This is a genomic window from Idiomarina sp. 28-8, from assembly GCF_000320945.2.
Taxonomy (GTDB): Bacteria; Pseudomonadota; Gammaproteobacteria; order Enterobacterales; family Alteromonadaceae; genus Idiomarina; species Idiomarina loihiensis.
The window spans coordinates 208,567-232,261 of the sequence record NZ_DF266790.1 but is presented as its reverse complement, the minus strand read 5'-3'; the positions used below and the strand labels follow the sequence as shown (position 1 = coordinate 232,261).

Annotated in this window: 14 protein-coding genes; 8 read left to right on the top strand and 6 right to left on the bottom strand. The window is 46.2% G+C overall.

All coding sequences use genetic code 11. From position 1 onward, the window contains the following. Positions 1-18 precede the first annotated feature (18 nt). Both RJ32_RS05830 and RJ32_RS05825 read left to right on the top strand, forming a co-directional pair. A complete protein-coding gene (locus tag RJ32_RS05830; protein ID WP_034820098.1) occupies positions 19-2,727 on the top strand; it encodes an insulinase family protein in 2,709 nt (902 codons plus the stop codon). A gap of 105 nt (positions 2,728-2,832) precedes the next feature. Further along, positions 2,833-6,714 carry an EAL domain-containing protein gene (locus RJ32_RS05825; RefSeq protein WP_227016309.1) on the top strand — a complete coding sequence of 1,294 codons (3,882 nt, stop codon included), beginning with the start codon at positions 2,833-2,835 and terminating at the stop codon, positions 6,712-6,714. A 15-nt stretch (positions 6,715-6,729) separates the two neighbouring features. Here the strand turns inward: RJ32_RS05825 and fadJ are convergent, their stop codons facing one another. Then, a complete protein-coding gene (gene fadJ / locus RJ32_RS05820) occupies positions 6,730-8,856 on the bottom strand; it encodes a fatty acid oxidation complex subunit alpha FadJ (RefSeq protein WP_034820093.1) in 2,127 nt (708 codons plus the stop codon). Then, positions 8,856-10,166: an acetyl-CoA C-acyltransferase FadI gene (fadI, locus tag RJ32_RS05815; protein WP_034820090.1), complete on the bottom strand. Its 1,311-nt coding sequence runs from the start codon at positions 10,164-10,166 to the stop codon at positions 8,856-8,858. The genes fadJ and fadI overlap by 1 nt, the downstream gene beginning before the upstream one ends. Before the next feature lie 211 nt (positions 10,167-10,377). Between fadI and RJ32_RS05810 the strand changes: the two genes are divergently transcribed. From RJ32_RS05810 to RJ32_RS05785, 6 genes are read left to right on the top strand one after another with little or no spacing between them, the layout of a single operon-like run. Beyond that, positions 10,378-11,334, top strand: a complete 957-nt coding sequence (locus tag RJ32_RS05810) for a MoxR family ATPase (protein ID WP_034820087.1) — start codon at positions 10,378-10,380, stop codon at positions 11,332-11,334. After that, the gene (locus tag RJ32_RS05805) at positions 11,334-12,293 is read left to right on the top strand and encodes a DUF58 domain-containing protein (protein ID WP_034820084.1); all 960 of its coding nucleotides are present in this window, start codon (positions 11,334-11,336) and stop codon (positions 12,291-12,293) included. The genes RJ32_RS05810 and RJ32_RS05805 overlap by 1 nt, the downstream gene beginning before the upstream one ends. Continuing rightward, entirely contained in the window at positions 12,293-12,769 is a 477-nt protein-coding gene (locus RJ32_RS05800; protein ID WP_034820081.1) for a DUF4381 domain-containing protein, read from the top strand. The genes RJ32_RS05805 and RJ32_RS05800 overlap by 1 nt, the downstream gene beginning before the upstream one ends. After that, positions 12,759-13,745, top strand: coding sequence for a VWA domain-containing protein (locus RJ32_RS05795; RefSeq protein WP_370543293.1), 987 nt, complete (start codon positions 12,759-12,761; stop codon positions 13,743-13,745). The genes RJ32_RS05800 and RJ32_RS05795 overlap by 11 nt, the downstream gene beginning before the upstream one ends. Beyond that, positions 13,742-15,580 carry a VWA domain-containing protein gene (locus RJ32_RS05790; protein ID WP_034820075.1) on the top strand — a complete coding sequence of 613 codons (1,839 nt, stop codon included), beginning with the start codon at positions 13,742-13,744 and terminating at the stop codon, positions 15,578-15,580. Before RJ32_RS05795 ends, RJ32_RS05790 begins: the two co-directional genes overlap by 4 nt. 41 nt (positions 15,581-15,621) lie before the next feature. Beyond that, positions 15,622-17,298: a BatD family protein gene (locus RJ32_RS05785; RefSeq protein WP_235598923.1), complete on the top strand. Its 1,677-nt coding sequence runs from the start codon at positions 15,622-15,624 to the stop codon at positions 17,296-17,298. 74 nt (positions 17,299-17,372) lie between these two features. Here RJ32_RS05785 and RJ32_RS05780 read toward each other — a convergent pair whose 3' ends face one another. The 4 genes from RJ32_RS05780 to clpX form a co-directional block, all read right to left on the bottom strand. Further along, positions 17,373-19,241 carry a SurA N-terminal domain-containing protein gene (locus tag RJ32_RS05780; RefSeq protein WP_034820069.1) on the bottom strand — a complete coding sequence of 623 codons (1,869 nt, stop codon included), beginning with the start codon at positions 19,239-19,241 and terminating at the stop codon, positions 17,373-17,375. A 153-nt stretch (positions 19,242-19,394) separates the two neighbouring features. Next, positions 19,395-19,667 carry a nucleoid-associated protein HU-beta gene (gene hupB, locus RJ32_RS05775; protein WP_011234253.1) on the bottom strand — a complete coding sequence of 91 codons (273 nt, stop codon included), beginning with the start codon at positions 19,665-19,667 and terminating at the stop codon, positions 19,395-19,397. A 304-nt stretch (positions 19,668-19,971) separates the two neighbouring features. After that, positions 19,972-22,296 (bottom strand): endopeptidase La, encoded by a 2,325-nt coding sequence (gene lon, locus RJ32_RS05770; RefSeq protein ID WP_034820068.1) that lies wholly within the window; start codon positions 22,294-22,296, stop codon positions 19,972-19,974. A gap of 121 nt (positions 22,297-22,417) precedes the next feature. Next, positions 22,418-23,689 (bottom strand): ATP-dependent protease ATP-binding subunit ClpX, encoded by a 1,272-nt coding sequence (gene clpX / locus RJ32_RS05765; protein WP_034820067.1) that lies wholly within the window; start codon positions 23,687-23,689, stop codon positions 22,418-22,420. Positions 23,690-23,695: the final 6 nt, after the last annotated feature.

Sequence of the window (23,695 nt, the reverse complement as noted above, 5' to 3'; positions counted from 1 at the left end):
TCTACATCAAGGAGAATTATGGCGAACTCTTCACTTAACGATGAGGTCGTCCGTGTTGTCCGAAGTTCTGGAGACAAACGAGACTATCAGCACCTGACATTAGAGAACCAACTTAAGGTGTTGTTGGTTCACTGCCCTGATAGCCAGAAAGCCGCGGCCTCTGTCGCGGTAAATGCCGGCCATTTCGATGATCCTGAACATACTCAGGGGTTGGCTCATTTTTTAGAGCACATGTTATTTTTAGGAAGCCAGGCGTTTCCTGATCCCTCCGCTTTCGGGCACTTCTTAAATTTGCAAGGTGGCCAGCACAACGCCTGGACCGGCACGGAATTTACTAACTATCACTTTGACTGCAATGCTAATGCACTGCCACAGGCGCTGGAATTTTTTTCCGCTATGCTGAAAAAACCGTTGTTGTCGGAGAGTTGGATAGACAAAGAAATAAGTTCTATAGAGTCGGAGTTTCGCCTGAAACAAAATGATGAACTCCGACGCTTGTATCAGGTTCATAAGGTTACCGCGAACCCAAAGCACCCTTTCAGTCAGTTTTCTGTGGGCAACCTTAATACACTCAGACACGATGAGCACGGTACCTTAAAAAGCAAATTGCAGCGTTTTTTTAACGAACATTACGTAGCACAAAGAATGCGTCTGGTCGTTGCCGGTCCGCAGTCTATTGCCGAGCTCGAACAATTAGCTCACCGTTACTTTGCGGATATTAAACAACAACGCACTGGCAAAACGTCTATTAATGCTCCTCTTTACCGCCAGGAACAAAAAGGAGTATGGATAAAAGTTAAGCCCATCAAAGCAGCTTACCGTCTTATTTTGACATTACCGTTACCGAGTATCGACGCAGACTACCCGCATAAAACCACCAGCTTTATTGCGCATTTATTGGGCTACGAAGGTCCGGGAAGTTTATTCAGTTCGTTGCGTTCAAAGGGTTGGGTCAACTCACTTTCAGCGGGCGGTGGCATTAGTGGTAGTAACTTCAAAGATTTTAATATTAATATCCAGCTTACTGAGTCTGGTCGCCACAGAGTTGAACAGGTTGTTCAGTGGGTTTTTGCCTATATACGAAAAATAGAAGCGGACGGGATCGAAGACTGGCGCTACAAAGAGCGCCGTATTACCACAGAAATGAGTTTTCTGTATCAAGAGCCGACTCCGGTCGGAGAATTGGCTAACCAGCTCTCCGTAAACGCTTTTCACTATAAACCGGAAGACACTCTCTACGGTGATTATCGTATGGATGGGTTAAATTATTCTTATGCAGCGAAAACCCTGCAACAGATGACCGCTGAAAATGCGCGTATTACTTTAATTGCTCCTGATGTCCGGACGACTGAAGTCGCGCCGATTTATCATACAGAATATGGTTTAAGCCCTATTAGCAAAAAGCAGTTTCAGTCATTTTTCTCAACACCTGATGACTTCAACTGTCAGCTACCTAAGCCCAACCGTTTTCTCAACTCCCGGTTTAAACCTTTACCTCTGGAGTCTGGTGGCTCTCTGCCAACACGATTAGAGGACAGTGCACAGTTACAGTTATGGCACCTGCAGGATCGTGACTTCCGGGTACCCAAAGGGCATATTTACTTATCCTTAAGGTTGCCTGCGGTAACCAATTCAGCTTTTCACTTCGCTATCGCCAGATTATGGTCTGAGCTTATGATAGATGCATTAAATGACGACTTGTATGACGCCGAAGTCGCTGGCTTGCACTTTAATATTTATCCAACTCAAAACGGTATTACGATACATACAACCGGGCTTTCTGCCGGACAAATTCCCTTGATGCAACATCTTATCCGGCGAGCTTTAAAGACTCGTTTTGCGAGACGCCGCTGGCAGGATCTAAAACAAAGCTTGCTAAGTAACTGGCACTCCGCTCATCAGAGTCAGCCACTGAACAAGCTTTTTGCTGAACTGAACCAGCAGCTGCAATCCGGTTTATTTCGGCTTAGCGATTTAGCCTGTGAACTGGAGAAAGTCTCATTCCGTCAGTTTACAATAGAAGTAGCGAAGCTTTTCTCCCCAGTGCATGTTAATGCACTAGCTCACGGCGACTGGCAAAAAGGCGATGCTCTGGAGCTGGGACAGCTTATTAAAAATAATCTCCCTGACCAACGAAGCGTTCCCAACAAAAGGCTTCCGGTTAAGCGCGTCCGCGATTTTTGTTCGCAGCAGTTAATTGTTCCTGCTGAACACTCAGATACCGCTGTTTTGCTTTATTTTCAGGGCGAAGATGATACTTCAACCGAGCAAATCAGTTTTATGCTCTTGCAGCAATTAATTCATCAACCAATATTCCAGGCTTTACGAACCGAACAACAACTGGGTTATGCCGCCGGTAGCCAATATTTTCCGGTACAACGGCTGCCCGGAATCTTATTCTTTTTACAGTCACACGAGTTTGATGCTGATAAACTTTATCAAGCAATACAAGACGTGATTAAAGTGCAACTGGCCGAGCTTGAGGAGTTGACACTAAAAGAATGGCACCACGCTAAGTCGGTACTTAAACAGCAAATTAAAACAGTTGATCGTAACTTAAGGGTTCGCAGCCAAAGACTTTGGGGCGCTATTCAACTCGCCGATACAGGGTTCAATCGCCAGCAAGAACTCCTCAGTGCCCTGGAACATTGCCAACTCACTGACTGGCTGGAACGACTAAAACTGCGTTTAGGTGATAAATCGCAAGCTCTAAGGCTTCAAACCTAAACTCTGACCAAGTAGAATAGTCTTTGACAGTCAGTACCTCTCTCGTTATCTTAACGATATATTAACAATAAAGAGCTGCTAAAGTAGCCATTCAATAGGTTTGTCGTGAATTTTACATTGCCTATCAGAACATTATGCTCTGCTCTTTTTCTATGTGTTTTGTTATCTGGAAGCTTTAGCTTTCATGTTTACGCGCAATACTCCTCCACACAAAACTCAGTACATCAATGGACCTTCAATGATGGCTTACCCAGCAATCATGTAAATGTTATAGCTCAGGGTCCCGAAGGTTTCTTGTGGGTTGCGACAGCCAGTGGCTTAACCCGATTTGATGGCAATGAATTCAAAAATATTTTAGCTATCCCTGAAGCAAAGAGGCATTTGCTTTCTGATAATATCGAACAACTGTTTTTTGATACGTCGGGTGCACTATGGCTCGGAACCCGAAACGGTCTGACGCAACTCCAGTTTTCCTCAGAGCACAAGCTTAAAACCTTTGAGTTATCAGGGCGTGAGTCCGGCGGTCAAACTCGTATAAGACACATTTCAGAAGACGCAAAAGGTCGGTTACTGGTTGGTACAGACCGATTCATTTACCGCCACACTCCCGGAACAGAGGTTTTTGAACCCTTAAACCTAAGCTATAACGGCACCCCGATTCAGCACGTAAACTATATTTATCATGGAAAAAAATGGAACTGGTTAAGTACTGAAAATCAGGGAGTATTTGCCTGGGATGGTTTTTCCAGTGAAGTTTTTGCGGTTAATAAACAAAACCCGATTACAGACACAATACCAGGCAAGCAGCTTTACGCTGCCGTTCACTATCAAGATAAGCTCTGGCTTGCAACAGAGCAAGGGCTGACTCTTCTGGACAAAGATTTACGCTTAAAAGCACTTCCTGAGTACCTTAGCAACCTAAATAAAGTTAATGATATAGCATTAACTCAAGACCGTTCCGCAATTTTACTCAGTGCTGCTAATGGTCTGTATGAATTACAAAATGAAAAGCTTATCAAGCTACATAACGCACCCACCGCATCGGCTTTGCAAGTTACCCGGGGGGACGTTTTTTTCGTACCGGATAATCAGGGCATTTACCAACTAGACACGCCTTTTGCTCCGGCAGCCCTGGTTTCCGGTTCCAATACACAGCAGAGTTCAGCCAGCATAAACATTCCTCAACTGATGCAACAAGTATCAGCAGCGATAGAAGATAGCAATGGTAACTGGTGGTTAGCGACAGACTTAGGGTTATTATTTTACAATACCGTCAATGAAGAAATCTCCGAACTTAATCACTACCCGGACGCCCAGTTTGAGATAAATAAAATGCGTTTATTCGCTAATCAGCTTTATCTTGTTAATAACTCCGGAGAGCTATATCAGTACAACATTATTAATAGAGACTGGAATTCACTAATAGCGTCAGAATTGTCGGCAACACCCAATAATTTGAATTTAACGGCATTTGACCATTCGCTTTGGTTGCATACAAAAACCGAAGCCATCGAAATAGACGCCTTTGGACAAGTCTCTCAGAAAAAAACAATTTCTGTCGATAATGAACTGTTAAACAAACCACCCCATATTGACTTAGAAAAAGTCAGCAACGCCACATTTATAGCTGACTTTACGGTTCCGTTCGCAGCCGCTCCGACAGAGTTACACTACCGCTACAAATTGAATCACGCTGAAAATAGCTGGCAAACTCTGGGAAAAAGCGGTGCATCGCTACAACTATCGTCGTTGCCCGCCGGGTCGCATGAACTAGAGGTTCAGGTATCTTATCATGATGACCTCTGGTCGCCATCGGCAGTGGCTCAGCTTGACGTGGCAATTCCTTTTTGGAAAACACCTTTTGCCTGGATCGGCGGCACACTCATCTGTGCTCTGGTCTTGTTATCGTATTGGCTTTATCTGCGCCAGCGGCAAACCAACATGCGCCGCGATCTTAAACAGTACCACCGGCAGGCTCAAGGCGTACTTTCCAGCCGTTACCAATGCTGGGAATGGGATCTCGATTCAGGCGAACTGATACGACAGAATATCTGGGAGAACTGCCCCGCTTTCCCTATTGACGGGAAACGACTTGGCCTTTCTGGCGGAAAGTCGAACGTACACCCGGAAGACTTAAAACGACTGCAAAAAAGCCTTGCAGACCACCTAAGTGGTGAGTCTGAGTTGTTCGAATGCAGCTATCGACTGGACAATCAGGGCAACTGGCTGTGGGTATTAGATAGAGGAAAACTTCAAACTAACGATGAACACCGAACTATGTTCGGTACCCTAAGTGACATAAGCAGTCTGATAAGCTCTGAAGAGCGAATTACGATGCTGGCTTCTTCGATTACAAATATATCTGATGGAATTTGCATCTTCGACCGGTTTTTCCGAAAACGCGAAGTCAATAATGCGTTTGAGCGAATTAGCGGCTTCAGTCGTGAACAGGTTTTAGGTCAGTTATTGACGCTTGAATGTTATCCCGAGAGCTTCGTGAATCAAATAAAAAGAGCGGTCATAAAAGAGGGAACCTGGCGGGGTGAAATCACCGATGTTAAAGCCAACGGTGAAGAGTTCCTGATGGAATTAACCCTTGATGCGGTTCGGGATGATAACGGTGAGGTGTCACTCATCGTTGCCAGTTTCTCGGATATCACCGAAAGGCGTCACACAGAAAACGAGCTTCGCCGCTTGTCGAACACCGACACTTTAACCGGCCTGCCGAATCGTTCTTACTTTCAGGTCAGTCATTCAAATCTGGTTAGGAAAAAAGTCTCACATACTTTATTGCTCTTTGATTTAGACGATTTTAAGAAAATTAACGACTCCTTAGGTCATGAGATTGGTGACCAGCTTTTATGCCAGGTTGCCGAGCGACTTATGGATATTGGCCGTCGGCAGGATACTCTTTATCGGTTGGGTGGAGACGAGTTTGGTTTGCTCATTGAAGACAGCGTGGACATAAACCTAATTGGCGATTTGGCCAACCAAATTAACCTAAAAGTGGCAGAGCCATACTTTATTGAGCAACAGGAAATTGTCATTGGCAGTTCCATTGGCATTGTACTTTACCCTCACGACGGCCAGACGTCGCAGGAGCTTTTACAGAAAGCCGATATGGCTATGTATCATGCCAAGCAGCGTGGCGGAAACTGCTATCAGTTTTTCAGCCAGTCAATGAACGAGAACGCGGTCAAACGACTTAAGCTGGAAAATGAATTAAGAGCAGCATTAAAGTCTCATAATATTCGCGTTTACTATCAGCCGAAAATAGAAATAAACTCCGGCCATATTGCCGGACTTGAGGCGCTGGCCCGCATTGAGAGTGAAGACGGCTCAATGATTAATCCGGCTGACTTCATTCCTCTGGCCGAAGAAACCGGGCTTATTATTCCACTAGGCGAAGAAGTTTTGCGGCTAGCATGCCGTGATATGAAACGCTTTATGGCTTGTCAGGGCTCACCGAAGAGCATTGCTGTGAATTTGTCTGCCCGGCAGTTTATGCAATCCAGTCTGGCCTTGCAAATTGAGCAAATTTTACGTGAAGAGGGGTTGCATCCTCGCCATGTTGAGTTTGAGATAACCGAAGGCATGGTCATGAGCGACCCTGAACGCGCCATTACTATGATGGAAAACCTATCTGATATGGGTGTAAAACTGGCTCTGGATGATTTTGGTACAGGTTACTCTTCGCTGTCGTACCTTAAGCGTTTTCCTATGAACAGCCTGAAAATTGATAAAGCCTTTGTTGATGACATAACCATCAACGACAAAGACCGTAATATGGTCGCGTCAATTATTGCAATGGCACATAACCTTGGCCTGAAGGTTGTTGCGGAAGGGGTTGAAACTAAAGCTCAGTTACAGACGTTAAAAAGCCTCAAATGCGAATACATTCAAGGCTTCTATTTTGCAAAACCAATGCCGGCTGATGCGTTAATTGAGTTTATTGAGCAGCACAACGAAGTAGCTGCTCAGGTTTAACGTTACTAATAAAGGCTATTGATAAAAATTCCAACCATTTTCCAGCATTTGCTTCAACAAAGGCGCAGGCGTGTATCGTTCGCCACGTTCTGCTGCCAGCTTCTCTAGCTTATTCACTATCGTTTCAAGCCCCTGGCTGTCCATATAACGGAATGGCCCGCCAAGGAAAGGTGGGAAACCGATACCGAAAATTGCACCAATATCACCGTCGCGAGGACTGCGAATAATCTCTTCCTGCAAACAGTAAGCAGCTTCATTCAGCATGGGCAATAAACAAATATCAATAATTTCGTCCGCAGACTTGCTCTCGTTCGGATCAATATCCAGCAAAGAATACACTGAAGTGTCTACCGGCTTACCCTTTACACTCTTGCCGTATTGATAAAAGCCTTTTTGGTTTTTCTTACCTTTACGGTCGTCGTCAATCAGCTTCTCAAAAGCTTCAGGCGCTTCAAAACGATCACCCAGCTCTTTCACCAAGACCGGAGCCACTTTTGCCGCAACATCGATACCAACCTCATCCAGTAAAGTAATTGGCCCCACCGGGAAACCAAATTTCACTAAGGTTTTATCGATATGCTCAATAGGCTCTCCGGCTAACAGTAAGCGCGCAGCTTCGTTCATGTAGGGCGCAAGAATTCGGTTTACATAGAATCCGGCACCATCTTTCACCACTATCGGAGTTTTACCCTGCTTCTTGGCCAGAGAAACCGTTGTGGCTATTGTCTTATCGGAAGTACCCGGATGGGTAATAATTTCCGCCAACGGCATTTTATCGACCGGAGAAAAATAGTGGAGCCCAATAACCTGTTCCGGGCGCTTGGCTTTAGCCGCTATTTGAGTAATAGGCAGTGAGCTCGTATTAGTTGCAAAAATGGTCGACTCGTCTGCGTGCTCCTCCACATCAGCAACCATTTTTTGCTTCAGGTTAAGGTCTTCAAATACCGCTTCAATAACCACATCGGTACGCTCAAATCCACTGTAATCAAGCGAACCGCTCAGCATTAGCATGGTCTTTTCAAGCTCGGCCCGGCGCATATGCCGACGCTTCACTTTTTTATCTAGACGCTCGTAACTGTAATGTAATGCATGTCGAATTCCGTCTTCAGCGATGTCCTTGATACGTGCAGGAATACCTGCTTTAGCCGCCGTAACATAGGCAATACCGCCGCCCATCAATCCACCACCTAAAACGCCAACCCGTTTGACCAAATCAGGTTTAACGCCATTGGCACCGGTTTCTTTTTTCATTTCAGTGGTGGCAAAGAAAATCTGGCGCAGCTGATAAGACTCTGGCGTCATTGCCAACTCACCAAAGCTACGGGCTTCCTTATCCAGGCCAGCTTCGCGGCCACGTTCAACACCTTCACGCACCGTCTGAATGATTTTATCAATTGCCGGGTAATTGCCCTGAGCTTTCTTCTGCGCCTGCTCACTGGCCTTTTTAAAGATAATGTCACGGCCAAACTTGGTCGCCTCCAGCACTTTACTAATGCCCTTAAGTGGCGGCTTAGTTGATTTTGGCTTACGTTTTAACGCGTGCTCAACGGCAACATCCAACAATATGCTTTGGGGAACAACCTCGGTGACAAGTCCTGCTTTCAGAGCCTGTTTAGCCCGCAGTTCTTTACCGGTCAGGATCATCGTCAGTCCTTGCTGAACACCAACCAGTTCAGGCAGACGTTGCGTACCACCACTGCCCGGTAACAAGCCTAATTTCACTTCAGGTAAGCCCAGAGCTGTCTTGCTGTTGTCGGTACAAACTCTTACATGACAAGCCATGGCCAGTTCCAGTCCACCACCCAGGCAAGCTCCGTTAATAGCCGCAACCACAGGCACATTTAACTGCTCGATGCGATCAAACATAGCCTGCCCTTTTCGCGCCAGACTTTCTGCATCCACGGCATTTTCACAACCGTCTATCATGTTGATATCAGCACCGGCAATAAAGGAGCCTGGCTTACCACTAATAAAAACCACACCTTTGACTGAATCATCGCTTTCTAAGCGATTCATCAAACTGCCAACTTCTTCGGCAAATGAGTCTTTTAAGGTATTCATCGACTCACCAGGGACATCAATCGTAATTACAGCGACGCCGTCGTCCCTAACTTCCATAGTGAATGCTTTATCCTGACTCATTATTCTGTCTCCACAATCATTGCTGCACCCAGGCCACCGGCAGCACAAGCGGTTGTTAAACCGACACCACCACCGCGACGGCGCAATTCATTCAAAGTCTGTGTGATCATTCTGGTACCGGTTGCGGCAAATGGATGACCATAAGCAATGGAGCCGCCCAGCACGTTAAATTTATCCATATCGATTTCGCCAATGGCTTTATCACGACCCAGCTTCTCTTGCGCAAACTTATCACTGGCAAACATCTTCATATTCGCCAATGTTTGCGCTGCAAAAGCCTCGTGCATATCAATAAGGTCTAAATCGTTTAAGCTCATACCCGCGCGGTCTAAAGCCACCGGAGTCGAATAGGAAGGTCCCATCAGCATGTCTTCTTCCACCTGTAGGGCAGCAAAGGCATAACTGCGTAAGTAACCTAATACCGGCAACCCGAGTTCTTTCGCGCGGCTTTCGGTCATCATCATGACAGCAGAAGCTCCGTCAGTTAAAGGCGTGCTGTTCGCCGCAGTCACTGAACCATGCTTGCGATCGAATACCGGCTTTAATTTCGCCAGTTTTTCTATCTGGCTGTCACCGCGAATATTGTTGTCGCGGCTCAAATGCTGTTTATAAGGCTCAGGGTAAGCCGTCATCACTTCATCACTTAACCAACCAGCTTCCCATGCAGCATGAGCCTTTTGGTGCGATCTTACCGTTAGCTCGTCCTGGTCTTCACGGCTAATGTTATGCGTTTTCGCCATTTGTTCCGCCGTTTGTCCCATGCTTAGTCCGGTACTGTATTCTGCCACGGCCGGTGGTACAGGCAGTAAGTCTTTAAAACCCAAGCGCTTCAATATAGAAAACCGTTGCCCTAAGGTTTTTGCTTTATTTAAATCGACTAGAGCACGCGCCAGACGTTTACTGACACCAATAGGTAATACCGAAGATGAATCCGCACCACCAGCTATGCCGCCACGAATATGGCCAGCCACCATAGCTTCGGCAATATTAACCGCCGACTGAAAGCTTGTAGCACACGCGCGGGACACACTGTAAGCATCAGTACCAACAGGCAAACTGGTTCCCAATACTATTTCACGGGCAATGTTAGGCGCTTCCGGCATTTGCACAACCTGACCAAACACCAGTTGCTCAACCCAGTCACCGTCAATACCGGTTTTATTCACTAATTCCTGAACAACCATTTTACCTAAGTCGACTGCGGGTATGCCGTGAAAGTCCGTTGCTTGTTTCGCAAATGGTGTTCTTATACCCGCCACAAAGGCAATTCTTTCGCCATTTACGGTTAGCAAGCGTTGTGCTGCTGTCATAATAAATCCTCAATTCAAAAACCAATACTGGTCTGACCACAAATTATGTTACAAATTCTAGCCCGTAATAGAGCAGATTAAAACCACCGTTTTCGGTAAAGTATGCTGTATAGATTGAAATTTCGGAACAAAGACAGCATTGTTGCTGTCATTGCTATGCAGTACTGACAGCATAGTCAGTTTTCGCTGATAACGACAGCCTGGAGTAAACATGACCGCGACAGCGTTTCAAAAGCTACAAAATTACCTGAATCGGCAAGTGCTTGGACAGCCGGACTTCACTCAAAACCTTTTAATTGCCGTATTGGCTGACGGCCACCTGCTGGTAGAGGGCCCTCCCGGCCTGGCTAAAACCCGTGCAGTACAAGCTTTAGCAAAAGGTATTGAAGGCGACTTCCATCGGGTGCAGTTCACTCCCGACTTATTGCCCGCCGATTTAACCGGTACCGACATTTTTCGTCCCGAAACTGGACAGTTTGAGTTTCAACAAGGCCCTTTGTTCCATAATTTAATTCTGGCCGATGAAATTAACCGAGCCCCGGCAAAAGTTCAGTCAGCATTACTGGAAGCTATGGCAGAGCGACAAATAACTGTCGGTCAACGCAGCTACCCACTTTCTGATCTTTTTATGGTGTTAGCAACACAGAACCCGCTGGAGCAGGAAGGAACTTACCCGTTACCTGAAGCCCAGCTCGACCGTTTTTTATTGCATTTAAAACTCGACTATCCGGATGCCGAGACCGAACAGCAAATTCTGCGCCTAACCCGGGGAGAAGCCCTGTCAGGTGATCTTGATATGCCTACGCCATTAACGCAAAAGCAGTTATTCGACGCGCGCCACGAAGTCCTGCAGTTGTATTTAGATGATGCAGTCGAAAACTATCTGGTTCAGTTGATTATCGCGACACGTCAGCCGCAGCGCTACGACCAGAACCTAGCACAATGGATAGGTTACGGCGCCAGCCCTCGCGCCACTATAGCGTTGGAGCGCTGCGCCCGCGCTAAAGCCTGGCTCGACGGTCGCGATTTCGTCACACCTGACGATGTTATCAGCGTGTTCCATAACGCTTTACGCCACCGTATTATTTTGAGTTATCAGGCGGAAGCCGATGGCGTATCACACGATCAGGTTCTTGATACAATACTGAAACTTGTACCGGCACCATAATGTTAAAAGCTGAAGTTGAACAATGGCTTAAGCAGTTGCACTGCGATGGAGTCAGTCCCGGTATTCAGGAACTTCTTTATTATCGCAGTAAAATTAATGCGTTTGCACGCCACCATAAAAGTCTGCCGCGCTCAAGCCAGACCGGCCCCCTGCTAAGTAAGAGCCGGGGGCGCGGAATGGAGTTTGATGAAGTACGGCATTACCAGCCCGGTGATGATATCCGCTCCATTGACTGGCGGGTAACCGCGCGAACCGGTAAAGCTCATACCAAGCTCTATCGTGAAGAAAAAGAGCGCCCGGTATTTATCTGGGTGGACCTTTCTTTAACCCAATTATTTGGTAGCCAGTTTGTATTTAAATCTGTGCAGGCTTGTCACTTAGCCGCAGCCCTGGCCTGGCAGGCACAACACAAAGGCGACCGTATTGGTGGGCTCATTGGCAACGGTTGGCAACATCAGGAGTTAAAACCTATAGCCAGACAAAAAGGCGTTTTACGTTTATGTCATGCACTTCTGGAAGTTCATAAAGACAGCCTGAAGCGTTGGCAAGACAAGCAAAAACAGCAACAAAACACGCTGGATGATAACTTAAAACGCATACGACAACTGGTTAAGCCCGGCAGCAGCATTCATGTTATCAGTGATTTCTATAACGCAGGCGAACGCTTTCTGGATGGTTTGCGCGTGCTATCCCAGCATAATTCGGTTCGTTGTTTTGGGCTTTACGACCCTATGGAGCATGAGTTGCCTCAGGGGTACTCGTCTCATCCGCTGGCAATTACCGATGGTCAGCAACAAGTCAGTATAAATCTCGCTGCTCAACAGCAAAGAAAAACATATCAAAATGCCGCTGAGCTTCGTTGGAGCAGTATTCAGCAAGAGTTCAGGAAACGGAAGTTGTCTTTAACACCAATATCCAGTGCTTTACCATTGGAACAGCAATGGGCAGAGGTAAAATAATGCAGCAACCGTCATTAGATAAGCTTAATGATATTGTCGAGCCGGGAGCGGCGAGTTGGTGGCCGCCGTCATGGCCGGCAATTGCTCTTGCCGTTGTACTACTGGCTGGCATCGCTTTATTTATTTTTTGGTTAGTTCGGCGTCGACAGCAGTCGCGCGCGCGCAAAGCGGCTATCAGGCAGTTGCAGCAAGACAGAAATATGGGCATCGAAGAGCTTACTATATTGTTGAAACGCACGGCGCTGGCGTATTACCCCAGAAAAGTCGTTGCGGAAAAACACAGTCGTCAATGGATAAGTTTCTTGCTCAGTCCTCTGTCAGGCAAGGAAAAGACAACTTATGAACCCTTGCTTAACGAGGCCAATAAAAACTTTTATGGTATTGCTGATAATAACTTTAACCGACATTACTACGAACTCGCTCGCCTGTGGCTGAGTAAAGATTTAAGCAAGCAACCCGGAGCCGATGATGTTTGAATTTGCCTGGCCGTGGATGTTTTGCCTACTGCCCTTACCCGCCATTATCTGGAAATGGTTTCCGGCCGAACGTAAAAGCAGCTCGGCCATACGCCTACCCAGCACTTACGGTTTAGTTAGCGGCAGTCAGAATTCTGGTAAACGCTGGCTTTTATTACCGTTGATGAGCTTATGCTGGATCATGCTGGTCGCGGCTGTCGCAAAACCTCAATGGCTTGGCGAGCCGCTCGCAATTCGAGCCGAAGGAAGAGAAATTATGCTGGCGGTGGATCTATCCGGCAGTATGGAGATTGCGGATATGCAACTGGAAGGCCGCTCAGTCAACCGTTTAACTATGGTTAAGCACGTTTTGAGCGACTTTATTGAACGCCGCGAAGGTGACAGGCTTGGGCTTATTCTATTTGCAGATACTGCCTATTTGCAGACCCCCATGACTTACGACCGCAATACTGTAAAACAAATGCTCAATGAATCTGTACTCGGCCTAGTGGGTGAACGCACCGCAATAGGAGACGCTATTGCTTTGTCGGTGAAGCGCTTTCGTGACGACGAAGAATCGAACCGGGTACTGGTATTGCTGACCGATGGTCAAAACACAGCGGGGAATTTAACTCCGGAGCAGGCTCTTGAGCTGGCTCAGGCTTACGATGTGACGATTTACCCTATCGCGGTAGGTGCTGAAGAAGTAGTAGTTGATAGCTTTTTCGGGCAACGGCGAGTTAATCCAAGCCGTGATCTGGACGTACCGTTAATGCAAAGTATCGCTAAACAAACTGGTGGTAAATATTTCCGTGCCCGCAGTACCAGTGAGCTCGAAGAAATTTATCAACGCCTGGACAAGCTGGAGCCTATTGCCGGTGACCCTCAGCAACTAAGGCCCCGAGTCAGTTTATTTTACTGGCCATTAGCAATCAGTTTTCTTCTGTTTATCGCGCTAGCCTTGTTGCACTATCGCCCATGGGGGAGACGTTCATGAACGAATTTCATTTATTGCGTCCCTGGTGGTTGTTGGCTTTAATTCCGGTCGCACTGCTGTACTGGCGTTTACTCTACAGTCAGAAACATCAGGCAGGATGGCATCAATGGCTACCCGGACACCTGTCAAAAGTATTGGTTAAGTCAGGGTCACAACCCTCTCTCTGGCCAGCCCATCGTTTTCTGTTAATTTCAGTTTTGGCAACACTGGCTCTTAGCGGGCCTACCTGGGAACGACTGCCACAACCGGTTTACCAACTTGAATCGGGACAGGTTGTGATTATGGACATGTCGCCATCGGTTTTAGCCGATGACATTTCACCCAACCGCTTAACCCGAATGAGATACAAAGCTATTGATTTAGTCCGGGCAGGACTTGATGGTGACACGGGTCTTATCGCTTACGCCGACGATGCTTTTATCATCAGTCCGCTGACTGCCGATAACCGTAATTTAATGAACCTCATTCCCTCTCTCTCACCCGACATTATGCCGGCGCAAGGCAGTGAACCTCAGTTAGCTCTGGAGCTGGCTGACGAGTTATTAAAGAATGCCGGCTATCCGCAAGGCGATATATACTGGCTTACCGACGGCATCAGTAGTAGCGAACTCAACCAGCTAAGTAGCTATTTGCGCTCTATTGAGCATCGGGTTTCAATTCTGGCGGTTGGTACCGAAGATGGTGCCGCAATCCGCGATAGCTCTGGCCGTTTATTAAAAGACAACAATCAGGTCATTATTGCCAAAACTTATCCTTCGCGATTATCTGATCTGGCTTCTATTACCGGAGGAGCCTTCTCATCAGTAACCGCGGACAACAGTGATATTGATAAACTGATAAACCAGGCACCACTGACACGTGAAGGTAAGGACGGTGATGATCAGCAGCAAGGAGACTCGTGGCGTGATATGGGCCCTTACGTTGCACTCTTTATCTTACCTATTATGTTATTTAGCTGGCGTCGGGGCAGTCTGCTAAGCCCAGTGTTAGTCTCTATGTTATTGCCTTTAATCGGCTTCACTCCAAATGCTCATGCTCAACAGGAGTCCGTCTGGCAGAAACAACTACTGAACCAGGAGCAACGCGCACAGCGTTTATATCAGGAAGAAGAATATCAACAGGCTGCTAATCTGAGTGAGACGCCTTTTCGCCAGGGTTCAGCATTCTACCGCGATGGTGACTATGAAGCTGCCGCCGAGGCTTTCTCTCAGGACGATTCAGCAGAAGCGCAATACAATTTAGGTAATGCTCTAGCTCAGCAGCAGCAATACGATGCAGCAATAGAAGCTTACGACAAGGCGTTAGAACAACGGCCTGACTGGTCACTGGCAGCCGAAAACAAGCAGCTTGTCGAGCAATTACAACAACAGCAGGAGTCCGAAGACTCCGGCGACTCGGACGAATCCTCCGAGGAGTCAGATTCCGATAACAACGAATCGGATAAGAATTCTGAGCAAAGTGGTGACAGCGAAGATCAGCAAAGTAATCAATCCAACAATAATGATGGTCCTCCTAACCCGGATGAGCAGGGCCAGCAGGATGGAGAGTCTGATCCGGAGCAAAAAGAACAGGAGCAGGAGTCATCTCAGGAAGAAATGCAAGAGCAACAGAGCAAGGATCAAGACACCGAAAGCGCAGAAGAATCCAACGAGCAACTTCAACAGCAAGTGCGCGAGGGCGATATTGATCCTGAGAAAGCCCAGCAATTGGAACAATGGATGAACCGGGTGCCTGATGACCCGAGTATACTGCTACGTAATAAAATGCTTCTGGAGAGCCAGAAACGGCGTCAGCGAAGAGCCTCAGAACCCCAGGGAGAAGATAAAAAATGGTAAGAGTATGGCGACACATTATCTTATTGATAAGTTTTTTGCTCGTGAGTCAGCTTGCTCACGCTGATGTCTCTGACGTTACCGCAACGGTCGATCGCAACCCGGTTACGGCCAACGAGTCCTTTGTTTTAACAGTAACCGTTGACGACGATGTGGCTAATGACAGCTTTTCGCCATCTAAACTACTAAAAGACTTTGTTGTGGGCCGAACTTCGGTTAGCCGCCAAACGTCAATGATTAACGGAAAACTAAGCAAACAGACGCGCTTTACAACCGTACTCATTCCTCAGTCCGCCGGGGAATATAAAATTCCCGAAATTAGTATAGGTGGGGTTTCATCGGCTCCTATTTCACTGCAAGTTCTGGAGCCAGGCAACAACCAGGATAACGAACAGAAAGTCGCTTTCCTTGAAGCTCAGGTCGACAGTCAGCAAGTCTATTTACAGCAACCTATTACCTATGTTGCGCGTTTATTTCTTGCTGCCGACTTAAACAAGGGAAACTTAATACCGCCTGAAGCAGAGAATGCCGACATTCAGCAAATTGGCAGGGATGAAGAAAGCACTGAAATGGTGAATGGCAGGCGCTATAAGGTTTATCAGCGTGTTTATCAAATAACGCCAAGCAAGTCCGGTTCTTTAAGTATTACAGGAGCCCGGTTCGATGGTGAAGTTTTCACTCAGGGTCAGCGTTCTATCTTTTCATCTTTTTCCAATACGCAGCCTGTCAGCACCATTGCTGAAACTATAGAGGTTGAGGTGCAGGCCGTTCCGGATAATTGGCAAGGCCATTGGTTACCCAGCGAGCTTGTCAGTGTTTCTCAGTCTGTTTCTCCTGAACAAGACAGTTACACCGTAGGCGAACCCTTTACGGTTTCTTATATGCTGACCGCGGTTGGTGTGAAACCAGAGCAATTACCGGACATTCAACCCGAATTTCCCGATACGGTAAGAGTTTACCCGGATGGCGATGAGACGGATCAGTTTAACCGTAACGGCGTTATTATTTCGCAAAAAACAATAAGCTTTGCGATCGTTCCTAATCAGCCTGGGCCGTTAAAAATTCCGGCGCTAAGCATCCCCTGGTTTAATACCAAAACAGGCTCACCTGCATCGGCAAAAACCGAAGAGCTTAACTTTTCTGTCGCAATGGGTGACGGCATGCAGTCTATTCCGTCGCCAAATGATAATGCCGAAACTCCTGCTGCTGAAAAGCACCCAGAAAAGGATAAGAAGCAAGCTTCGACTGAGGTGGAAGCCCAATCAGCTGAATGGAATATCTGGGTAATAAGTTTACTCGCCCTTGCATTGGTTATTTCGCTCATACTGAACGCTTACCTTCTTTGGCATAAAGGCACAATCTCTCAGAATAGAGTATCGTCGCGTAAACCGGAAGAAACACCGCGTAACCTCAATAAAGACAAGTTCTGGCGAGAATTTCAGCTTGCCTGCCGTAACAATAATGCGCAAGAAGCAAAAGACTCTCTATTAGAGTGGGCAACCCGATATTTTAAGCGTTCGTTTAATAGCTTAACAGAGCTGTCCCAGTACCTTTCGATACAAGCTGCCTGCTCAAGCTTGCAGCAAAGTCTCTACCATCCGGGAGCTACCCCATGGCAGGATGGTAAAGTGCTTTATAAAGAGGTTAGAGCGTCGATAGAAAGTAGGAAAAATAAAACAACAACCAAAAGCGTGCTGCCTAATTTATATGGCAATGGTTGATAAAAACTTTCCGCAATAGCAATAAAAAAGCTCAGACTTTTTACGGTCTGAGCTTTTTTCTTCGATATTAACCTTTACCGAGTTGATAAACGTTGAATATCTGCGTCCGTTTTTAAGTTATTGATGAACGCTTGTAACATAACCTGAGCCTGACGATTCTGCATCTGACTCTTTAACTCATCAAGCTGGTTGTCGTCAGCATTTCCCGGAGAAACGTCCGTCAACGCAACCACAGCAGCATCGCCATTTGGCAAGGCAACCGTATTAAAAACACTCTCGTCGCTGGCTGAAGGAGACATCGAGAACAACTCTTGTATTATGGCTCGCGGATATTCGTCGCTATTCCGCTCCACGCTGTCTACCCAGACAATGTCGTCACTGACGTCATCGCCGTTTTCCCATGCCTGCATCCATTCTTCTGCCTGCTCGAGTGCCAGCTGCTGCGCTTTTTCTACGCGCAATTGTGAAACGATTTGTTCACGAACTTCATCCAGATCTTTTACACGCTCTGGTTGATGATCCGTTACGCGCACAACAAGAGAACGGTCATCCGGCGTCTCAATGATGTCACTATTCAGTTTCTCTTTAATTAATTCTTCCGAAAATAAGTTATTGAGAATCACATCATCGCTTAATGAAGTAGGCGCTCGCTCACGAGTAAATAAATCGGAACGGCGTACAGTAGCACCAATTTCTTCTGCAGCAGGTTCTAAAGTGTCAGGCTGTTCAAAACTAATTTCCGCAAGTTTTTGTTGTTTTTCGAAATAGCGGTCTTCCGCTTTTTCGGTCAACAGTTGCTGACGCACTTCGTCTTCCACTTCGCTAAATGGTGTGACTGAGCCTTCGCGTAAATCAGTCAGCTTAATAATGTGGTAACCAAAACTGGTTTCCACAATACCGGATAAGTCGCCGACATTCTCCAATTCAAAAGCAGCGGCATCAAAGTCTTCATCCATCATACCGGCTTCTATCCAGTCAAGATCGCCGCCCTGCTCTGCCGAGAACGTGTCATCTGAATAAGTCTGCGCTACTTCCGAGAAGTCCGCACCTTGTTCAAGTTCAGCAAGCGCTTCTTCAGCTTTCTCTTTGGCGTTATCCGTATCAAACTCAATCAGAATATGAGACACACGGCGCTCTTCTTCCGTTGAATATTGTTGCTGACGTTCATCATAGTACTGACGTACTTCTTCATCTGAAATTTCGACTTCAGACTCAACAGCAGCTAACGAAAGCTCCACATAAGCAACGCTAAGCTTTTCCTGAGTCCGGAACATATCTTGGTTTTGCTGATAGAAGTTTTCAATATCCTGATCTGCAATCTCTACCTGTTCTTCGAAGTTCTCATTGCGAGCGACCAGAAAGCCCCCTGAACGGGATTGACTCTGTAAACGCATAAAGGCTATAGCTTCAGGCTCCAGTACGAACTCAGTTGCAGACAGCCCGCGTAGCAATTGGTTGCGTGTCATATCTTGCTGCATAACCTTAGCAAAAGCTTCAGGGCTGTAGCCGGCATTACGTAACGCCATCAGATAAACATCGTTATCAAATTGTCCAGCCGTACGAAATTGAGAAATATCGCGGATTGCAGCTTTTACCTGCTCAGGCCCCACTCTCATTCCGTTATCTTCGGCGTATTGCACTAAAAGCTCTTGTTCGATGAGTTGCTCTAATACTCCGCTACGTAAATTACGCATATAATCTGGATCGGAAGTAATAGCAGAAAACATATCACCAAACTGCTCTTGCAAGCGGCTACGCTCATTTTCATAAGCACGATCGTAGTCACTACGAGGAATTTCTTCTCCATTAACTTTTGCGACAGCATCTTCTGTGTCACTAGTGATATAACCACCAACACCCGCTAATGCAAAAGTTAGAATGATTAACACAAGAATGGCCTTAGCAGTATAACTCTGCGAGCCTTCCCGAATCCGCTCTAACATAATAAGGCTTTCCTTATTTAACCTGAATAAACGACGTCACATTATAAGGTGATTCGTCTTAAAACTCACCATTCATACAAAAAAATAACCCGAGGTTTTATAAACCTCGGGCTACTATTATTATTCTTAAAAAAAAGCGCTAATGCGCTTTGATTAATTTACTGCGTCTTTCAGTGCTTTACCTGCTTTAAAAGAAGGAACTTTAGCAGCAGCGATCTGGATAGTCTCACCCGTTTGAGGGTTACGACCAGTACGAGCAGAACGCTCACGCACGCTAAACGTACCGAAGCCAACTAATGCGACTTGGTCATCTTTTTTTAGAGCATCAGTTACTGCATCGATCATAGAGTCCAGAGCACGACCAGCAGCAGCCTTAGAAATATCTGCACCTGCCGCGATTTTGTCAATAAGCTGAGACTTGTTCACAGTATCATCCCCTTAGATTGTTATTATCAAGTTTCCGTGGTTCCATTCGGATTTTAAAATGGGCCAGAACGGTTATATCAAGCTTGATTTAATTGTTCAAGCACCATTAGTCCAAATGGCTTTCCTATCCAGCTGTTCGTATGTCATACATGTGAATCAGCTATAAACTCTAGGCTACCACAGTCTTTTAGATTGAAAACCCTTTTTACTCACTTTTTAACGAAAAAATGCGGTCTGAAGCATGATTTCTCATCCGCAGGCCGCATTCTAGTGCTTGAATATGACTTTAGTATTAATCCGCTGGTTAATCCTTAACCAAGGCGACATCCAATACTTCATCAATCCATTTTACCGGCTGAATCACTAAATCTTCTTTTACGTTATCAGCAATTTCTTTTAAGTCGCGTTCATTCTCTTTCGGAATTAACACATGCTTAATTCCGCCACGATGAGCAGCCAGCAGTTTTTCTTTTAAACCACCAATGGCCAGCACTTCACCGCGCAATGTAATTTCACCCGTCATAGCAACATCTGAGCGTACAGGTTTACCGGTTAACGATGAAACCATAGCTGTCACCATAGCGATACCGGCACTGGGCCCGTCCTTAGGTGTAGCGCCTTCTGGCACATGCACGTGAATATCGCGTTTTTCATGGAAATCTTCCGCAATACCCAGCTTGTCAGCACGGCTACGAACCACTGTCAGAGCAGTCTGAATCGACTCCTGCATAACATCACCCAGGGAACCGGTGGTGGTTGTCTTTCCTTTACCAGCTACATTAGTAGCTTCGATAGTCAGCAAATCTCCACCAACTTCAGTCCATGCTAAGCCAGTGACCTGACCGACTTGATTCGCTTCTTCAGCTTTGCCGTAATCAAAACGTTGTACGCCAAGGTAGTCGCTCAGATTATCGCCGGTAATCTCAACATGTTTTATCGATTTATCCAGCAAAATTTGCTTAACCGATTTACGGCACAAACGTGACAGCTCTCGTTCGAGGTTACGCACGCCGGCTTCGCGTGTGTAATACCGGATAATGCCAATAATCGCACTGTCCTGAACCGTTATTTCTTTTTCTTTTAAACCGTTACGGCCAATTTGCTTGGTTAACAAATGTCGCTTCGCAATATTCAGCTTCTCTTCTTCGGTGTAGCCCGACAAGCGAATCACTTCCATGCGGTCTAATAATGGCGCTGGAATATTCATACTGTTAGATGTCGCCACAAACATGACATCCGACAGGTCGTAATCCACTTCAAGATAATGGTCATTGAAATTAATGTTTTGCTCAGGATCCAGCACTTCAAGCAATGCTGAAGCCGGGTCACCACGCATATCAGCCGACATTTTGTCTATTTCATCTAACAGAAACAACGGATTGCGGACACCAACTTTTGACATTTTCTGGATCAGTTTACCCGGCATAGAACCAATATAAGTGCGACGGTGACCTCGTATTTCTGCTTCATCGCGCACGCCACCTAACGCCATGCGCACATACTCACGCCCCGTAGCCTTCGCTATCGATTGTCCAAGCGACGTTTTACCGACACCCGGAGGACCTACTAAACAAAGGATTGCACCTTTCACTTTGGTGGTTCGTTGTTGTACCGCAAGATACTCAATAATACGTTCTTTAACTTTCTCTAGCCCGTAGTGGTCAGCATCTAGCACTTTTTCAGCGTGAGCTAAATCTTTCTTGATACGCGAACGCTTTTTCCACGGGACCGATACCATCCAGTCGATATAGCCGCGCACGACAGTCGCTTCCGCTGACATAGGTGACATCATTTTTAATTTTTGCAGCTCAGCTTCAGTCTTTTTCTTCGCTTCTGCCGGCATCTTAGCGTCATCAATTTTCTTCTGTAACTGCTCAAATTCATCGACGCCATCTTCGGTTTCACCCAGCTCTTTCTGAATAGCTTTCATTTGCTCATTCAAATAATATTCGCGCTGGCTTTTTTCCATCTGCTTTTTAACACGACTACGAATGCGCTTTTCTACCTGCAGAATATCAATCTCACCTTCCATAAGAGCCATCAGGTGTTCGATGCGCTCGCGAATGTCAGTAATTTCAAGAATGGCCTGCTTTTCTGCAAGTTTCAGTGGCATATGAGCGGCCATGGTGTCTGCTAAGCGATCTCCGTCTTCAATACCGGACAGAGACGTCAGTACTTCCGGTGGTATCTTCTTGTTTAGCTTTACATAGCCTTCGAACTGATTCAGCGCCGAACGAATAAGGATTTCTTCCTCTTTTTCCGGTAACTCTTCCGCGGCCAGGTAATGAATACTGGCCTGGAAGTATTCTTCGTTATCCTGCAATTCATCCAACTGCGCCCGCTGCTTACCTTCAACCAGCACTTTAACGGTGCCATCGGGTAGTTTCAGTAGCTGTAGAACCGTCGCAACTGTACCTACCTGATAAATATCCTCAGTAGTAGGTTCATCCACAGAAGCGTCTTTCTGAGCCGCCAGAAAAACTTGTTTATCTTCATCCATAGCGGCTTGTAAGCATCGAATCGACTTTTCCCGACCGACAAACAGTGGTATCACCATGTGCGGGTATACCACGACATCTCTCAACGGCAGAACCGGCATCGTTAATTGTTCGGTGCGCTCTTCGCTCATTAAATTCTCTCCCGACCTAGGTTTACTTTGTAATATGCGGTCTTTACCTGAAAGTTCAATCCTTGACAGAAAAAAAGGGCCTTTCCGGCCCTTTTTCGAACACTTTTAATACAGTTTCGGATTATTCGCCCGAAGCCTGCTTATTTTTCTGCTGATTCGCGTAAATTAGAATAGGCTCGGATTCACCAGCGATTACCGATTCATCCACCACAACTTTCGCGACCCCTTCAATAGAAGGCAATTCATACATAGTGCCCAGCAGAACACCTTCAACAATGGAACGTAGGCCTCGAGCACCGGTTTTGCGAGCCATGGCCTTTTTCGCAATAGCTCTTAAAGCATCTTCGCGAAACTCCAGTTCAACGTCTTCCATTTCAAACAAAGCTGAGTATTGCTTGGTTAACGCATTCTTTGGCTCACGCAAAATTTCAATCAGTGCTTCTTCATCCAGCTCATCTAACGTGGCAACAACCGGTAAGCGACCGATGAACTCGGGAATCAAGCCATAGCGAACCAAATCTTCTGGTTCCACTTTAGCAATAATTGCCCCTTCTTCACTTTGCGTCTTACTCTTCACTTCTGCGCCAAAACCAATACCGGTTCCGGTAGACAAACGTTGCTCGATAACTTTATTCAAGCCAGCAAAAGCTCCGCCACAGATAAACAGGATTTTTGATGTGTCGACTTGCAGAAACTCTTGTTGAGGGTGTTTTCGACCACCTTGTGGCGGCACAGAAGCAACTGTCCCTTCAATCAGTTTCAATAAGGCTTGTTGCACACCTTCGCCACTGACATCGCGAGTAATTGACGGATTGTCCGACTTACGCGAAATCTTATCAATCTCATCGATATAGACAATGCCGCGCTCTGCTTTCTCAACGTCGTAATCACATTTCTGTAAAAGTTTTTGAATAATGTTTTCAACGTCTTCGCCAACATAACCCGCTTCGGTTAATGTTGTTGCATCTGCCATAGTAAATGGCACATCCAAATAACGCGCTAAGGTTTCAGCCAGGAAAGTTTTTCCTGAGCCTGTCGGACCAATTAGCAGGATATTACTTTTGCCAAGCTCAACTTCCTGCTTGGCTGAACCGCGTAAGCGTTTATAGTGATTATAAACGGCTACCGACAACACCTTTTTAGCGCGATCCTGACCAATAACATAGTCATCCAAATGCTTACGGATAGCTTTTGGCACAGGCAATTCATCCTGATCCGGAACCGGAGACAGTTGATGAATTTCTTCTTTTAGAATGTCATTGCATAGCTCAACGCATTCATCACAAATGAATACGGACGGTCCTGCAATAAGCTTCTTAACTTCGTGCTGACTTTTGCCACAAAAAGTGCAATATAGCGGCTTATCGCCGTCACCTTTGGACTGATCCGTCATGCTTTT

What these genes read in the sequence shown, in the direction of transcription:
- RJ32_RS05830 (WP_034820098.1), top strand. Translation starts at nt 19, where the DNA reads ATGGCGAACTCTTCACTTAACGATGAGGTCGTCCGTGTTGTCCGAAGT.
- fadJ (WP_034820093.1), bottom strand. Translation starts at nt 8,856, where the DNA reads ATGAGTCAGGATAAAGCATTCACTATGGAAGTTAGGGACGACGGCGTC.
- fadI (WP_034820090.1), bottom strand. Translation starts at nt 10,166, where the DNA reads ATGACAGCAGCACAACGCTTGCTAACCGTAAATGGCGAAAGAATTGCC.
- RJ32_RS05810 (WP_034820087.1), top strand. Translation starts at nt 10,378, where the DNA reads ATGACCGCGACAGCGTTTCAAAAGCTACAAAATTACCTGAATCGGCAA.
- RJ32_RS05805 (WP_034820084.1), top strand. Translation starts at nt 11,334, where the DNA reads ATGTTAAAAGCTGAAGTTGAACAATGGCTTAAGCAGTTGCACTGCGAT.
- RJ32_RS05800 (WP_034820081.1), top strand. Translation starts at nt 12,293, where the DNA reads ATGCAGCAACCGTCATTAGATAAGCTTAATGATATTGTCGAGCCGGGA.
- RJ32_RS05795 (WP_370543293.1), top strand. Translation starts at nt 12,759, where the DNA reads ATGATGTTTGAATTTGCCTGGCCGTGGATGTTTTGCCTACTGCCCTTA.
- RJ32_RS05790 (WP_034820075.1), top strand. Translation starts at nt 13,742, where the DNA reads ATGAACGAATTTCATTTATTGCGTCCCTGGTGGTTGTTGGCTTTAATT.
- RJ32_RS05780 (WP_034820069.1), bottom strand. Translation starts at nt 19,241, where the DNA reads ATGTTAGAGCGGATTCGGGAAGGCTCGCAGAGTTATACTGCTAAGGCC.
- lon (WP_034820068.1), bottom strand. Translation starts at nt 22,296, where the DNA reads ATGAGCGAAGAGCGCACCGAACAATTAACGATGCCGGTTCTGCCGTTG.
- clpX (WP_034820067.1), bottom strand. Translation starts at nt 23,689, where the DNA reads ATGACGGATCAGTCCAAAGGTGACGGCGATAAGCCGCTATATTGCACT.